Source organism: Thauera sedimentorum (assembly GCF_014489115.1).
GTDB classification, from domain to species: domain Bacteria; phylum Pseudomonadota; class Gammaproteobacteria; order Burkholderiales; family Rhodocyclaceae; genus Pseudothauera; species Pseudothauera sedimentorum.
The window spans coordinates 1,475,063-1,489,434 of record NZ_JACTAH010000001.1; the positions used below are offsets into that span (position 1 = coordinate 1,475,063).

General features: G+C 65.7%; 13 protein-coding genes and 1 tRNA gene. 9 read left to right on the forward strand and 5 right to left on the reverse strand.

All coding sequences use genetic code 11. From position 1 onward, the window contains the following. Nucleotides 1–25 precede the first annotated feature (25 nt). The 4 genes from frr to rpsB form a co-directional block, all read right to left on the reverse strand. Nucleotides 26–583: a ribosome recycling factor gene (frr, locus tag IAI53_RS06645; RefSeq protein WP_187717335.1), complete on the reverse strand. Its 558-nt coding sequence runs from the start codon at nucleotides 581–583 to the stop codon at nucleotides 26–28. A 10-nt stretch (nucleotides 584–593) separates the two neighbouring features. Further along, nucleotides 594–1,310, reverse strand: coding sequence for a UMP kinase (gene pyrH / locus IAI53_RS06650; protein WP_187717336.1), 717 nt, complete (start codon nucleotides 1,308–1,310; stop codon nucleotides 594–596). A gap of 11 nt (nucleotides 1,311–1,321) precedes the next feature. Continuing rightward, nucleotides 1,322–2,215, reverse strand: a complete 894-nt coding sequence (tsf, locus tag IAI53_RS06655) for a translation elongation factor Ts (RefSeq protein WP_187717337.1) — start codon at nucleotides 2,213–2,215, stop codon at nucleotides 1,322–1,324. A 73-nt stretch (nucleotides 2,216–2,288) separates the two neighbouring features. Further along, a complete protein-coding gene (gene rpsB, locus IAI53_RS06660) occupies nucleotides 2,289–3,047 on the reverse strand; it encodes a 30S ribosomal protein S2 (protein WP_187717338.1) in 759 nt (252 codons plus the stop codon). A 154-nt stretch (nucleotides 3,048–3,201) separates the two neighbouring features. Here rpsB and map point away from each other — a divergent pair, with 154 nt between their 5' ends. Both map and IAI53_RS06670 read left to right on the forward strand, forming a co-directional pair. After that, nucleotides 3,202–4,173 (forward strand): type I methionyl aminopeptidase, encoded by a 972-nt coding sequence (map, locus tag IAI53_RS06665; protein WP_349771895.1) that lies wholly within the window; start codon nucleotides 3,202–3,204, stop codon nucleotides 4,171–4,173. 10 nt (nucleotides 4,174–4,183) lie between these two features. After that, entirely contained in the window at nucleotides 4,184–6,772 is a 2,589-nt protein-coding gene (locus IAI53_RS06670; protein WP_187717340.1) for a [protein-PII] uridylyltransferase, read from the forward strand. Nucleotides 6,773–6,820: 48 nt separating this feature from the next. Here IAI53_RS06670 and IAI53_RS06675 read toward each other — a convergent pair whose 3' ends face one another. Further along, nucleotides 6,821–7,336 (reverse strand): TIGR00645 family protein, encoded by a 516-nt coding sequence (locus IAI53_RS06675; RefSeq protein ID WP_187717341.1) that lies wholly within the window; start codon nucleotides 7,334–7,336, stop codon nucleotides 6,821–6,823. A 210-nt stretch (nucleotides 7,337–7,546) separates the two neighbouring features. Here IAI53_RS06675 and IAI53_RS06680 point away from each other — a divergent pair, with 210 nt between their 5' ends. The 7 genes from IAI53_RS06680 to IAI53_RS06710 all read left to right on the forward strand — a co-directional run bounded on the left by IAI53_RS06680 (nucleotide 7,547) and on the right by IAI53_RS06710 (nucleotide 14,371). Then, nucleotides 7,547–9,928 (forward strand): serine/threonine protein kinase, encoded by a 2,382-nt coding sequence (locus IAI53_RS06680; RefSeq protein WP_187717342.1) that lies wholly within the window; start codon nucleotides 7,547–7,549, stop codon nucleotides 9,926–9,928. A gap of 170 nt (nucleotides 9,929–10,098) precedes the next feature. Further along, nucleotides 10,099–10,935, forward strand: coding sequence for a diguanylate cyclase (locus IAI53_RS06685; RefSeq protein ID WP_187717343.1), 837 nt, complete (start codon nucleotides 10,099–10,101; stop codon nucleotides 10,933–10,935). A gap of 25 nt (nucleotides 10,936–10,960) precedes the next feature. Further along, nucleotides 10,961–11,533, forward strand: a complete 573-nt coding sequence (locus IAI53_RS06690) for a slr1658 family protein (protein WP_187717344.1) — start codon at nucleotides 10,961–10,963, stop codon at nucleotides 11,531–11,533. A gap of 14 nt (nucleotides 11,534–11,547) precedes the next feature. Next, on the forward strand, nucleotides 11,548–11,892 hold the full coding sequence (locus IAI53_RS06695) for a slr1659 superfamily regulator (RefSeq protein WP_187717345.1): 345 nt from the start codon (nucleotides 11,548–11,550) through the stop codon (nucleotides 11,890–11,892). A gap of 21 nt (nucleotides 11,893–11,913) precedes the next feature. Continuing rightward, nucleotides 11,914–13,476: a PP2C family protein-serine/threonine phosphatase gene (locus tag IAI53_RS06700; protein ID WP_222948175.1), complete on the forward strand. Its 1,563-nt coding sequence runs from the start codon at nucleotides 11,914–11,916 to the stop codon at nucleotides 13,474–13,476. A gap of 14 nt (nucleotides 13,477–13,490) precedes the next feature. Next, nucleotides 13,491–14,249 (forward strand): substrate-binding periplasmic protein, encoded by a 759-nt coding sequence (locus IAI53_RS06705; protein WP_187717346.1) that lies wholly within the window; start codon nucleotides 13,491–13,493, stop codon nucleotides 14,247–14,249. Nucleotides 14,250–14,286: 37 nt separating this feature from the next. Next, nucleotides 14,287–14,371, forward strand: a tRNA-Leu gene (locus IAI53_RS06710). Nucleotide 14,372: the final 1 nt, after the last annotated feature.

Consider the following 14,372-nt stretch of genomic DNA (forward strand, 5'->3'; position numbering starts at 1 on the left):
AAACGATGCAGACGATCCTTGCGGATCAGATCTGCATCAGCTCCTGTTCCTTCTGCGCGAGCAGCTTGTCGATCTCGGCGACGGCACGGTCGGTCAGCTTCTGGATCTCGTCCTCGGCGCGACGCTCCTCGTCCTCGGAGATGAGCTTGTCCTTGACCGCATCCTTGAGTTGCTGGTTGGCGTCGCGGCGCAGGTTGCGCACTGCGACCTTGGCGGTTTCGCCTTCGTGACGCACGACCTTGGTCAGATCGCGACGGCGCTCTTCGGTGAGCGCAGGCATCGGTACGCGGATGATCTCGCCCTGCGTGGCCGGATTGAGTCCCAGGTCACAGTCGCGAATCGCCTTCTCGACCTTGCCGACCATGTTCTTCTCCCACGGCTGCACACCGATGGTGCGGGCGTCGATCAGGGTCACGTTGGCGACCTGATTCACCGGCACCATGGAGCCGTAGTATTCAACCATCACGTGATCGAGCAGGCCGGTATGAGCGCGGCCGGTACGCACCTTGGCCAGGTCGGCCTTGAGTACCTCGATCGACTTCTGCATCTTCTGCTCGGTCGTTTTCTTGAGTTCGGGGATCATGCTCGAGTCCTCAGGAATGAACCAGGGTGCCCTCGTCCTCGCCCATCACCACGCGCCGCAGCGCGCCGGGCTTGAAGATCGAGAACACGTTGATCGGCAGCTTCTGGTCGCGACACAGCGCGAACGCGGTAGCGTCCATCACCGCCAGGTTGCGGCCGATGGCCTCGTCGAAGCTGATGCGGTGGTAGCGCTGGGCATCCGGATCCTTCTTCGGGTCGGCGGTATACACGCCGTCCACCTTGGTGGCCTTCAGCACGATCTGCGCGCCGATTTCCGAACCGCGCAGGGCCGCTGCGGTGTCGGTGGTGAAGAAGGGATTGCCGGTGCCGGCGGCGAAGATCACCACCCGTCCCTCTTCCAGGTGACGGATGGCGCGACCGCGGATGTAGGGCTCGACCACCTGGTCGATGCGCAGCGCAGACTGCACGCGCGCCTCGAGATCGGCTCGGCGCATCGCGTCGGCAAGCGCCATGGCGTTCATCACCGTGGCCAGCATGCCCATGTAGTCCGCGGTGGCGCGGTCCATGCCGCTGGCCGCGCCCTTCATGCCGCGGAAGATGTTGCCGCCGCCGATCACCACCCCGACCTGGACCCCCAGGCGAACCACGTCACCGATCTCGGCAACGATACGACTGACGACGTCCTCGTTGATGCCGTAGGCGTCGTCGCCCATCAGGGCTTCGCCCGAGAGCTTCAGCAGGATGCGCTTGTAGGCGGCGGCACTCATGCGCACTCCTCTTACTTCTGCGCGGCAGCAGCCTGGGCGGCCACTTCGGCGGCGAAGTCGTTCACCTTCTTCTCGATACCCTCACCAACCAGGTACAGCGAGAAGCTGGCAACCGAGGCGTTGCGCGCCTTGAGCAATTGCTCGATGGTCTGCTTGCCGTCCTCGGCCTTGACGAAGACCTGGGCCAGCAGCGTCACTTCCTTGAGGAACTTCTGCACCGTGCCGTCGGCGATCTTCTCGAGCATGGCTTCCGGCTTGTTGTCGGCACGGGCCTTCTCGATGGCGACGCGGCGCTCGGTGTCGATCAGGTCCTGGGACACGCCGGAAGCATCCAGCGCCTTCGGCTTGGACGCGGCGATATGCATCGCGATGTCCTTGCCCAGCTGCTCGTCGCCGCCGACCAGATCCAGCAGCACGCCGACCTTGGCGCCGCCGTGGATGTAGGAATACAGCTGACCCTTGGCTTCGAAACGGTTGAAGCGGCGGATCGACATGTTCTCGCCGATCTTGCCGACCAGCGCGGCGCGGGTGGATTCGACGGTGCCTTCACCGAAGGGCAGCGCGGACAGCGCGGCGACGTCGGCGGGGTTCTGCGTGGTCACCAGCCCGGCGCAACCATTGACCAGCGCCAGGAAGTCGTCGTTCTTGGCGACGAAGTCGGTCTCGCAGTTGACCTCGATGATCGCACCCTGCTTGCCGTCGGCCGACACATTGACCGCGACGATGCCTTCCGCGGCCACGCGGGCGGCGGCCTTGGAGGCCTTGTTGCCCAGCTTGACGCGCAGGATTTCCTCGGCCTTGGCCATGTCGCCTGCGGCTTCGGTCAGCGCCTTCTTGCACTCCATCATCGGTGCATCGGTCTTCTCGCGCAGTTCCTTGACCATGCTTGCGGTGATTTCCGCCATGCTAACTCCTGAAATTCCGGTTAAAACCATCGCCCCGCCTGGACGGCGGGGCGTTCAATCCTTGCAGCCGTCCTCAGGCCTGCTCGCCTTCGCCGGCTTCTTCCTCGACCTCGACGAACTCGTCGCTGCCGGCGGCCACGACTTCCTGCAGGGACTGGCTACGGCCTTCCAGCACCGCATCGGCCACGCCACGGGCGTACAGGCGGATGGCGCGGGAGGAGTCGTCGTTACCCGGGATGACGTAGTCGATGCCTTCCGGCGAGTGGTTGGTGTCGACCACGGCGACGACCGGGATACCCAGCTTCTGGGCTTCGGTCACGGCGATCTTGTGGTAGCCGACGTCGATCACGAACAGCGCGTCCGGCAGGCCGCCCATTTCCTTGATGCCGCCAATCGACTTCTGCAGCTTCTCCAGCTCGCGGGAGGTCATCAGCGCTTCCTTCTTGGACAGGCGCTCGATGGAGCCGTCCTCGACCATGGCTTCCATGTCCTTCAGGCGCTTGATCGACTGCTTGACGGTCTTGAAGTTGGTCAGCATGCCGCCCAGCCAGCGCTCATCGACGAAAGGCATGCCGGCGCGAGCCGCTTCCTCGGCGACGATCTCGCGGGCCTGGCGCTTGGTGCCGACGAACATGATGTTGCCGCGGTTGGCGGCGAGCTTGCGCACGAAAGCCATGGCTTCGAGATACTTGCCCATGGTCTTTTCGAGGTTGACGATGTGGATCTTGTTGCGCTGGCCGAAGATATAGGGGGCCATGCGCGGATTCCAGAAACGGGTCTGGTGGCCGAAGTGGACGCCCGCTTCGAGCATCTGACGCATCGTGACAGTCATGGTGAAACTCCGAATTTAAGGGTTGAACCTCCGCCCGACACGGCTGCCGAACACCTGCATTGAGCACGGCGTCCGCAGCCCGAACCGTCATGGAAGTACAGCTCCCTGATGACGGACCCTTTCGGCAAGCCTTTCGACCCCCTTTGCCGGGCGTGTGGATTTTGCCTGCCAAGACGGCAGACAAGCCCGTGATGATAGCACTTGTTCATTGCCATACTCAAGGCGCAAGACGGCGGCGCATTTGCCCGCAGACCGCGCATGCGCTAGCCTTCACTCCTTTAACGGTTACGCCCCCGACCAGATGAGCATCACCATAAAGACCCCCGAAGATATCGAAAAAATGCGCGTAGCCTGCCGCCTGGCCGCCGAGGTACTCGACTACATCGAGCCCTTCGTCAAGCCCGGAGTCACCACCGGCGAACTCGACCGCCTGTGCCATGAATACATGGTCAACGTGCAGCACACCATCCCGGCACCGCTCAATTATGCGCCGCCGGGCTATACGCCCTACCCCAAGGCCATCTGCACCTCGGTCAACCATCAGGTCTGCCACGGCGTACCCGGCGACAAGGCGCTCAAGAAGGGCGACATCGTCAACCTCGACATCACCGTCATCAAGGACGGTTACCACGGCGACACCAGCCGCATGTTCATCGTCGGCGGCGACGGCCCCATCCTCGCCAAGCGACTGTGCCAGGTCACCTATGAATGCCTGTGGCTGGGCATCGCCGCGGTGCGCCCCGGCGCGCGCCTGGGCGACATCGGCCACGCCATCCAGAAGCACGCCGAGGGCAACGGCTTCTCGGTGGTGCGGGAGTTCTGCGGCCACGGCATCGGCCTGAAGTTCCACGAGGAGCCGCAGGTGCTGCACTACGGCAAGCCCGGCACCGGCGTCGCCCTGCAGCCCGGCATGATCTTCACCATCGAGCCGATGATCAACGCCGGCAAGGCGGCGATCTCCGAGCTGCCCGACGGCTGGACCATCGTCACCAAGGACCGCAGCCTGTCGGCACAGTGGGAGCACACCATTGTGGTCACCGAGACCGGCGTCGAGGTGCTCACCCTGTCGGCCAAGTGCCCGCCGCCGCCCGCCTTCGCCGCGCACCTCGTCCCAGCCGCAGCCTGATCCGGCGCCGATGAACGCGCCCGCGATCTCCATCGACGCCCTGCGCGACGCGATCGCGCAGACCCGCGAGAGCCTTGCCCAGGGCGGCGCCGCGCTGCGTGCGGCGTACGAAGCCCATCCGCGCACCGCTACCGTGCTCAAGGGCCGTGCGCGTCTGGTCGACGAGGCGATCGTGCGCCTCTGGCAGATCTGCGGCATGCCCGCGGACGCGGCCCTGGTGGCCGTCGGCGGTTACGGGCGCGGCGAGCTGTTTCCGTGCTCGGACGTCGATCTGCTGATCCTGTTGCCTGCACCGGCCGCCGGCGACCTGCAGGCCCGTCTGTCCACCCTGGTCGGGGCGCTGTGGGACGTCGGCCTGGAGATCGGTCACAGCGTCCGCACGGTCGAGGAGTGCCTGGACGCCGCGGCGCAGGACATCACCGTACAGACCAACCTGCTCGAAGCCCGCCTGCTCACCGGCGACGCTCCGCTGTTCGCCGACTTTTCCGCGCGCTACCGCGAGATGCTCGACGTGCGCGCCTTCTTCAAGGCCAAGCAGCTCGAGCAGGAACAGCGCTACGCGCGCTACAACGACACCCCTTACAGCCTGGAACCGAACTGCAAGGAAAGCCCCGGCGGCCTGCGCGACCTGCAGATGCTCGGCTGGATCTCGCGTGCGGCCGGCCTCGGACGCAGCTGGCGCGATCTCGCACGTCGACGCCTGATCACCGGCGAGGAGGCCTCGGACCTGCGCAGCGTCGAACGCTTCCTGCAGCATCTGCGCATCCGCCTGCACTACCTGACCGGCCGCGCGGAAGACCGCCTGCTCTTCGACCACCAGGAAAAGCTCGCCCGCATCCTCGGCATCGAGGCCACCGCCGCCAAGCGTGCCTCCGAAGTGCTGATGCAGCGCTACTACCTGATCGCGAAGAAGGTCACGCAGATCAACACCATCCTGCTGCAGAACTACGGCACCGAGATCTTCCCCGACCGCGGCGGCCCGGCCATCGTCATCAATCCGCGCTTCCAGGCGGTGCGCGAACTGCTCGACATCCGCCACGAACAGGTCTTCGAACAGCACCCCTCGGCGCTGCTCGAATGCTTCCTGATCCTGCAGCAGCGCTCCGAACTCAAGGGCATGACCGCGCGCACCCTGCGCGCGCTGTGGCTGGCGCGCAAGCAGATCAATGCCGCATACCGCGCCAACCCGGCCAACCGCGCACTCTTCCTGGAGATCCTCCAGCAGAAGCGCGGCATCGTGCACGAGTTCCGGCGCATGAACCAGTACGGCATCCTCAGCCGTTACCTGCCGCCCTGGCGGCGCATCATCGGCCAGATGCAGCACGACCTGTTCCACGTCTACACGGTGGATCAGCACATCCTGATGGTGCTGCGCAACGTGCGCCGCTTCACCATGGGCGAGCATGCCCACGAATACCCGCTGATGACCCGCCTGATGCTCGGTTTCGAGCGCCACTGGCTGCTCTACGTCGCGGCACTGTTCCACGACATCGCCAAGGGCCGCGGCGGCGACCACTCGCGCCTGGGCATGGTGGACGCGCGTGAATTCTGCGAACAGCACGGCCTGGCGGCCGAGGATACCGATCTGGTGATCTGGCTGGTCGAGCACCACCTGACCATGAGCCATGTCGCGCAGAAGGAAGACACCTCCGACCCCGAGGTCGTTGGCCGTTTCGCCCGCACGGTCGGCAGCGAGCGCCGCCTGACCGCCCTCTACCTGCTCACCCATGCCGATATCCGCGGCACCAGCCCCAAGGTGTGGAACGGCTGGAAGGGCAAGCTGCTGGAAGACCTCTTCTTCGCCACCCAGCGCCTGCTGCGCGGCGCCACCCCCCAGCAGGCGCTCGGTCTGGACGACCGCCAGGAAGACGCTCGCCGCCTGCTGCGCTTCCACGGTCTGCGCCCGGGCACCGAGGACGCGCTGTGGGAACAGCTCGATGCGGTCTACTTCATGCGCCACTCGCCGGAAGAGATCGCCTGGCACACCCGGGTGCTCTACTACCGCACCGATGCCGACGAGGCCGTGGTCAAGGCCCGCGTGGCCGAGGACGAGGACGGCATCCAGGTCATGGTGTTCACCCGCGACCAGGCCGATCTGTTCGTACGCCTGACCGGCTTCTTCGGACGCATGGGCTTCAGCATCCTGGACGCGAAGGTGCACACCACCCGCCACGGCTACGCGCTGGACAGCTTCATGCTGCAGAGCGCCGGGCATGACGCCCACTACCGCGACGTGGTGATCCTCATCGAGCACGAACTGACCGAACGCCTGAATCGCCCGGATGCCCCGGTCGAGCGCCCGGCGGAAGGCCGGCTGTCGCGCCAGGTCAGGCATTTTCCGATCACGCCGCAGGTCAGCATCCGCGCCGACGACGCCGGGCGCCACTACATCCTGTCGCTCACCGCCGCCGACCGCCCCGGGCTGCTGTTCGGCGTCGCCGAGGTGCTGGCCCGGTACGGCATCAGCGTGCAGACCGCCAAGATCGCCACGCTCGGCGAGCGCGTGGAGGACACCTTCCTGCTCAACGGCGGCGGCCTCTCACAGGACGCCCAGGTGGTCCGCATCGAGCGCGAGCTGCTCGACAGACTGCAGGTCTGAGACCCCGCGGGGCGCGCACAAAGGCTCGCCCCCGCAATGGCTCCCGCGTCAGTGCGCCTCGCCGCCGCCGCGCTGCAGGCGGTCCATGACCGCGTAGAGCAGACCGGAGACCACGAAGGTGACGTGGATGCCCACCATCCACGCGAGCTCACGGTCGTCGAGCTTGCCGACATCCATGAAACCCTTGAGCAGCTCGATCCCCGAGATGGCCACGATGGAGCCGATCAGCTTGATCTTCAGGTCGCTGAAGCCGATATGGCCCATCCAGTCCGGCCGATCCTTGTGGCCGTGCAGGTCTTCCATCTTCGAGACGAAGTTCTCGTAGCCGCTGAAGATGATGATGATCAGCAGGTTCATGATCAGCGCGATGTCCACCAGGGTCAGCACACCGACGATCACTTCGGACCCGGTCGCGCTGAACAGATGGCTCAGCAGCTCCCACGCCTGCTTGCCGAACTTCACCAGCAGCACCAGCATGGCCAGGATCAGGCCGAGATACACCGGCGCCATCAGCCAGCGGCTGGAGAACAGCAGGTGTTCGAAGGCGGTTTCAAATCGCTTCATCAACGGAATTCCAGTCAGATTCTGAGCGGCGGAATTCTATCCCGGAAGTGCGCTGCCCGCGCCCTGCCAGGTGCAAAGTCACCACCGCGCGGGATTCCATCGACGACAGGGAATAATGCCCGATTCGTGCGGTTTGCGCTGGACCGGCTGACACTTTTGTAATACGTTGCGCGACAGCGGCAACGCTTCATCAAACTATAAAAGAGCATCATGGGCGAACGTATCGGCCGGTTCGACATCCGGGGGGAATTGGGGCGCGGCGCCCAGAGCGTGGTCTATCTCGCCTTCGATCCGCACCTCGAGCGCGAAGTCGCGGTCAAGACCATGCACTTTTCCGCCGCCAACGACCGGCAGAACGTCGATCTGCTCGGCGAGGCCCGCATCGTCAGCAAGCTCCGCCACCCGGGCATCGTGCCGATCTTCGAAGCCGGCGAGCAGGACGGCGATCTCTATCTGGTGTTCGAGTACGTCCAGGGCGAGAGCCTCGCGAAGCTGATGAAGCGCGAGGCGCCGCTTCCCGCGGCACGCGCGGCCAGCCTGATGTCCGCCATCCTCGCCGCCATTGCCCACGCGCACAAGGAAGGCGTCATCCACCGCGACCTGAAGCCGTCGAACGTGCTGATCGACGACAGCGGCACCCCACGGGTGATGGATTTCGGCATTGCCAGGCGGGTCGACGGCGGCAGTCCGTCGAGCGGCGAACTGTCCGGCACACCGGCCTACATGGCGCCCGAATACGTAAGCGGCCGCGCGGTGAGCGAACAGACCGACGTGTTCGCAGCGGGCCTGATCCTGCTGGAGATGCTCACCGGCCGCCGCGTGTTCCAGGGCGACAACGTCCAGGCCATCATGGATCGGGTGGCCAAGGAAGCGGTTGCGCTGCCGGCCGGCGTGCATGTGGACGAGCGCCTCGGCGCGATCGCCCTGCGCGCGGTGGCGCACGATCCGGTCGACCGCTTTCGCAGCGCGGATGAGTTCCGCAAGGCACTGGAGGCTTTTCTCGCCCCGCCGGAAGAAGAGAGCGTGGACCGCGAGGCCGCCCAGAGCACGGTGGAGTTCCTGCTGCGCCGCATGCGCCACAAGAGCGACTTCCCCGCGCTGTCCGAATCGGTCAGCGCCATCAACCGCATCGCGTCGAGCGAGTCGGAATCGGTCAACAAGCTGTCGCTGTCCATCCTGCGCGACTTCTCGCTGACCAACAAGATCCTGCGACTGGTCAATTCGGTCCATTACCGCCAGGCCGGCGGCGGCAACATCAGCACCATCTCGCGCGCGGTGATCGTGCTGGGCTTCGATGCGGTACGCAACATCGCCATCACGGTACTGCTCTTCGAACACCTTCAGGACAAGGCCAACGCCAACGTGCTGAAGGAAGAGTTCCTGCGCGCCAATCTCGCCGGCATCCTCGCCAAGGACGTCACCGGCCAGCTCAAGGCGCGCGACCTGGAGCAGGCCTTCATCTGCTCGGTGTTCCACAACCTGGGACGACTGCTGGCGCAGTTTTACTTCCCCGAGGAAACCGAGGAAATCCGCAACCTGATGACGCAGAAGTCCTGCAGCGAAGCGGTGGCCGCGCAGCGCGTGCTGGGCATCGGTTTCGAGGAACTCGGCATCGGCATCGCCCGCAGCTGGGGCTTTCCGCCGCTGATCGTGAACAGCATGGAAAGACTGCCGCCGGGCGCAGTGCGCCGGCCGCGCTCGCCGGAAGAACGGCTGCGCGCGCTGTCTTCCTACTCCAACGATCTCTGCCAGGCGATCGCCACCCTGGAACCCGCCGAACGCGAGAAGGAACTCGTCCGCATCAAGGCACGCTACGGCGACACCGTGCCGCTGGACGACAAGAGCGTGCACGAGGTCATCCAGCGTTCCATCGAGGAAGTCACCGATTTCGCCCGCATCATCCGCATCAACCTCGGCCAGACCCAGTTCGGCCAGCAACTGCGGCGATACGCGCGCGGCGGCGGCGGCGCCGAGGCGCAGGACGCCGATGACACTGCGCTGGGTGGCGCGGTGCTCGAGCGCGAGTCCTCGGTCGGGCTGGATACCGGCAATTTCCCCGCCGAGGGACAGAAGGCGGCCGACGCGCAGGCGGTGCTCACCGCCGGCATCCAGGACATCAGCAACACGCTGGTGTCCGACTTCAAGCTCAACGACATCCTGCGCATCATCCTCGAGACGATGTACCGCGCCATGGGCTTCCGTCGCGTGCTGCTATGCATCAAGGACGCGCGCGCCAACACCATGCAGGGCCGTTTCGGCTTCGGTCCCGAGGCCAACGAGCTCGCACGCGCCTTCCGCTTCACGCTCAAGTTCACCCCGGACATCTTTCACGCCGCCACGTCCAAGGGCGTGGACATCCTGATCAGCGACATCGACGACGAGAAGATCGCCGAGCGCATCCCGGACTGGTACCGCAAGGCCTCGACCGCCAAGACCTTCGTGCTCTTTCCGCTCACGGTCAAGTCGAATCCGGTGGCGCTGATCTACGCCGACAAGCCGCATGCCGGCGAGATCGAGATAACCGAAAAAGAACTTCAGCTGCTGCGCACCCTGCGCAACCAGGCCCTGCTCGCGATCAAGCAGGCCACTTAACCGCCTGCGCTGCAAGCCGGCTACGAAATGTAACGGCGTAATGCTCGTCGCTTGCGGCATGGCTGCTTGTCATGGAGAATCCGCTGTTCCGACAGCCGGTTAGTCCCGGACGACGCGGCCCTGGATGCAGGCCGCAGCGCCCGGCACGTCCATCGATACCCCATCGTTCCATGCCTGGCAAGAACCCCTATGTGAAGGTCCTCGACCTCGAACAGACCCTTACGGATCTGCACGAGACGGTCGAGCGTCTTCAGCAGGAACGCAACGATCTGGAGATCGCGCTGACCACCGCCATCGAGCACGGCGACGCGATCGAATCCCAGCTGGAGATGGCCAACCGCCAGCTCCAGCAGGAGGTGCGCGAGCGCCTCACCGTGGAAAAACAGCTGCGCGATCTCGTTGCCACCATCACGCAGAAGAGCCGCGACCTGGAAGTGGTGCTGCAGACCATCACCGAGCACGCCGACCAGATCGACCTGCAGTGGCTGGGACGCTACATCGAGTCCGAAAATGCCGCCAGGCAGGATTCGCTCACCGGCCTGGCCAACCGCCGCCAGCTGGACGAAGCGATCAGCCACGAGTGGAAGCGCGCCCGCCGCGAGAACCAGCCCTTGTGCATGATCATGTGCGATGTGGACCACTTCAAGGCCTACAACGACCTCTACGGTCATCCCACCGGAGACGAATGCCTGCGGCGGCTGGCCGATCTGCTGCGCTGCGTGCTGCGCCGCGAGGGCGATCTCGCGGCCCGCTACGGCGGCGAAGAGTTCGTGCTGCTGCTGCCCAATACCGACGCCGAAGGCGGTCGGCAGGTGGCCGAGCACATCAGCCGCCTGCTCGAGGAGGCCGCCCACGCACACGACGGCTCGCCCACCGGACAGATCACCGTGAGCATGGGGCTGGCCGCCATGGTGCCCGAGGACGACAAGCAGGACCGGCTGTTCATCGAAGCCGACCGCCTGCTCTACCTGGCCAAGCAACAGGGCCGTAACCGGATCTCGGAATAATCGAGCGCATTCCAGGAGACCGCATATGACCGAAGACTTCGGCCGGATCGTCGAAATACGCCACGGGCGGGATGCCGAATCGCTCAACCTGTCGTTCTGGCCCGGCCGCGTCCCGCTCAAGCAGCGCTGGCGCAACAACGGGCTGTCGGCCGACTTCCTCGGCGACTACGTCACCACCTTCTTCCCGCTCGACGACGCGATTCCCGACACCCAGCTTCGACAGGCGGAAATCCGCGGCGCAGTCAGCTTCATCGCCAACGAACTGCTGGAGAACGCGATGAAGTACCACGACCCTGCCCTGCCCGAACCGGTCACCATACAGCTCGGACTGGACAGCAAACAGATCGTGTTTCACGCCAGCAATGGTGCCGGCGAGCAGGCCGCCGGGCGCTTCCGCGAATTCATCGCCCGCCTGCTGGACGGCGATCCGGGCGAACTCTACCTGCAGCAACTCGAGGACAACGCCCTCGCCGAACAGAGCGCGGGGCTGGGCTATCTCACCATGATCAACGACTACGGTGCCGAACTGGCATGGCGTTTCCAGGCGGGCGAAGGCGGCGGATACCGCGTCACCACCCAGGTCACGCTGACACTTTGACGGAGCATGTGCAGATGAAGTCACTCCAGGGCGAGGGCTACCAGGTCGAACTCGACGATGCGGACAACCGCGTCAGCCTGCGCGGCTCGCTGCGTCTGGGCGGCCTGACCGAGTACGCGCCGATCTCGCAGCTGCTGGACGAGGCACTCGAGGGCCGCAGCAGTCTCACGGTGGACCTGAGCGGACTCGAATTCCTCAACAGTTCCGGCATCGCCACGCTGTCCAGGTTCGTGATCAGTGCGCGCAACCGCAAGGACTGCGCGCTGGTCATCCGCGGCTCCAGCACGATCCCGTGGCAGGGCAAGTCGCTCAACAACCTCAAGCGCCTGATGCCGGCGCTCGAGCTGAACTTCGACTGAGCACCCGCACGGCCCTCGTCCATGACCGCTCCCTTGCCCGAGACCCTAGAGATGGACGAAGCCCGGGCAATGGCCGTGCGTGTTCCGCTGCTCCGCGGGATGACCTTCCGCCAGGCCGCGGTCACGCTGCTGATCGCCTTGCTGCTGGGGGTCGTCGCCGCCGCGGTCGAACTCTACGCAGACTGGCAGGCGATGCGCGGCGAGATCCGCGCGCAGACCGAACGCATCCTCAACCTGGTGCACGGGCCTTCGGCCCAGGCCGCATTCCAGTTCAATGACGAGCTTGCCATCCAGGTGGCCGACGGCCTGTTCGCCCGCCCGGAAACCCGCCAGGTGATCCTGCGCGACAACTTCGGCCGCACGATCGCGCGCCGCGAGCGTGCGGATGCGGGGCAGTCGGGACAACTCGCGGACCGCCTGTTCGGCGATCTCACCCACTACGTGCTCGATCTCAATCACGACACCGCAGCCGGTCAGCGTATCGAAGTCGGCAGCCTGGAACTCCGCCTGTCGGCCACCGAGATCGCCGCCAGCTTCTACCAGCGCGGCCGCCTGCTGGTCATCGTCGGCCTGGTCAAGGCGCTGGCGATCTCCGCCCTGGTCGTGCTGATCTTCTATTTCATCGTCACCCGCCCGCTGCTGACACTGCACTCGGCGATCACCCGCATCGACCCCACCCGCCCCGGAGGCTGGCCGCGCCCCGAGCTGCGTTTCCACCGCAAGGACGAGCTGGGGCAGATCGTGAACGGTCTGGACGAGCTCATGCGCGCCTTCCAGCGCGGGCTGGACCAGCGCGACCAGGCGCGCGACGAGAACCTCCGCCTTGGCGCCGAACTCGACGTCTCGCGCCGCATCCAGCAGATGGTCCTGCCCTCGCAGGCAGAGCTGCAGGCCGTGCCCACGCTGGATATCGCCGCCCACATGGAACCCGCGGGCGAGGTCGGCGGCGACTACTACGACATACTGCCGCACGCCGGCGGCCTGCGCATCGGCATCGGCGACGTAACCGGCCACGGGCTGGAAAGCGGCGTGGTCATGCTGATGACGCAAAGCGCGGTCCGCACCATGCTGACAGCGCAGGAAGCCGACATGGTGCGGATCATGGAAGCGCTCAACGGCACCATCTACCACAACGTCCAGCGCATGGGCTGCGGCAAGAACCTCACCCTGGCGCTGCTCGACCACCACCCGGTGGACCAAGGCACGGTGCGCGGCTGCCTGCGCATCGCCGGCCAGCATGAATCGGTGATCGTCGTGCGTACCGACGGCAGGGTGGAACTCATCGATACCGACGAGCTCGGCTTCCCGATCGGGCTGGTGGAGGAAGTGGGCGAATTCGTCGGCCAGGTGGCCATCGACCTGCACCGCGACGACGTGGTGGTGCTGTACACCGACGGCATCACCGAGGCCGCCGACGAATCGCAGCGTCTCTACGGTCTCGACCGCCTTGTCGAACTGGCCGTCGCGCACCGCCACGAAGATGCGGAGGCGATCAAGGACGCCATCGTGCGCGACGTCAAGCGACATATCGCCACCCAGACACTGTACGACGACCTCACCCTGGTGGTCCTCAAGCAGCGCTGAGCGCGGGCCCGACCATGAACGCCCGACACGGTTTCCGCCTGCTCCTGCTGTCCGCCCTCGCCTGGGCGGCGCCGTCCGGCGCCCAGGCGCAAGCCATCGACAGCCTGCTCTGGGTCAGCGAGGAGGCGCCGCCCTACCATTACCTGAAGGATGGCGTCCCCACCGGCATTGCAGTGGACGTCCTCGCACGGATGCAAGACCTGCTCGGCAGCCAGCAATCGCCACCGGACATCCGTTTCCTGCCCTGGGCACGCGCCCGCTACATGGCACTCCACCAGCCGGGCACCTGCCTGTTCGCCCAGCCCGCCTCCGACGAAGAGCGCCAAGGCCTCGCCTACGTCGGCCCGCTGCTCGACACCCGCATCGCCATCATCGTCCCCACCCAGCGGGCGGACGACGTCTCGGGTCCGCGCGACCTCGCCGCGCTGACCGTGGGCGTGGTCCGCGACAGCGCCGCCGAAGAGCTGCTCACCGCGACCGGGGTTCCGGCCAGGATCATCCGCACCGATTCGCCACGCACCCTGGTCCGCATGCTCGCCGGCGGACGTTTCGACGCCATCGCCTACCTGCCGCAGGCCGCCGCCCGCAGCCTGCAGCAGGAAGGCATCGTCACCACCGCCTATCGACCTGTATTCACGCTGCACGAAGGCACCATCGGCTACGCCTGCCACCGCGACACCGATCCGGCCCTGATCGCACGGATGCGCAATGCACTAGAACGCCTGCACACCGATGGCACGGTCGAGAACATCCGCCGGCACTACGAGCGCTGAACGCCCCGGCCGCGCGTGTATAATCCGCCGCGCCGGCGCGAGGGTGGCGGAATTGGTAGACGCACTGGATTTAGGTTCCAGCGCCGCAAGGCGTGAGAGTTCGAGTCTCTTCCCTCGCACCAA

What these genes read in the sequence shown, in the direction of transcription:
- pyrH (WP_187717336.1), bottom strand. Translation starts at nt 1,310, where the DNA reads ATGAGTGCCGCCGCCTACAAGCGCATCCTGCTGAAGCTCTCGGGCGAA.
- IAI53_RS06690 (WP_187717344.1), top strand. Translation starts at nt 10,961, where the DNA reads ATGACCGAAGACTTCGGCCGGATCGTCGAAATACGCCACGGGCGGGAT.
- IAI53_RS06705 (WP_187717346.1), top strand. Translation starts at nt 13,491, where the DNA reads ATGAACGCCCGACACGGTTTCCGCCTGCTCCTGCTGTCCGCCCTCGCC.
- IAI53_RS06685 (WP_187717343.1), top strand. Translation starts at nt 10,099, where the DNA reads ATGCCTGGCAAGAACCCCTATGTGAAGGTCCTCGACCTCGAACAGACC.
- frr (WP_187717335.1), bottom strand. Translation starts at nt 583, where the DNA reads ATGATCCCCGAACTCAAGAAAACGACCGAGCAGAAGATGCAGAAGTCG.
- IAI53_RS06700 (WP_222948175.1), top strand. Translation starts at nt 11,914, where the DNA reads ATGACCGCTCCCTTGCCCGAGACCCTAGAGATGGACGAAGCCCGGGCA.
- tsf (WP_187717337.1), bottom strand. Translation starts at nt 2,215, where the DNA reads ATGGCGGAAATCACCGCAAGCATGGTCAAGGAACTGCGCGAGAAGACC.
- IAI53_RS06695 (WP_187717345.1), top strand. Translation starts at nt 11,548, where the DNA reads ATGAAGTCACTCCAGGGCGAGGGCTACCAGGTCGAACTCGACGATGCG.
- IAI53_RS06680 (WP_187717342.1), top strand. Translation starts at nt 7,547, where the DNA reads ATGGGCGAACGTATCGGCCGGTTCGACATCCGGGGGGAATTGGGGCGC.
- IAI53_RS06675 (WP_187717341.1), bottom strand. Translation starts at nt 7,336, where the DNA reads ATGAAGCGATTTGAAACCGCCTTCGAACACCTGCTGTTCTCCAGCCGC.
- IAI53_RS06670 (WP_187717340.1), top strand. Translation starts at nt 4,184, where the DNA reads ATGAACGCGCCCGCGATCTCCATCGACGCCCTGCGCGACGCGATCGCG.
- rpsB (WP_187717338.1), bottom strand. Translation starts at nt 3,047, where the DNA reads ATGACTGTCACGATGCGTCAGATGCTCGAAGCGGGCGTCCACTTCGGC.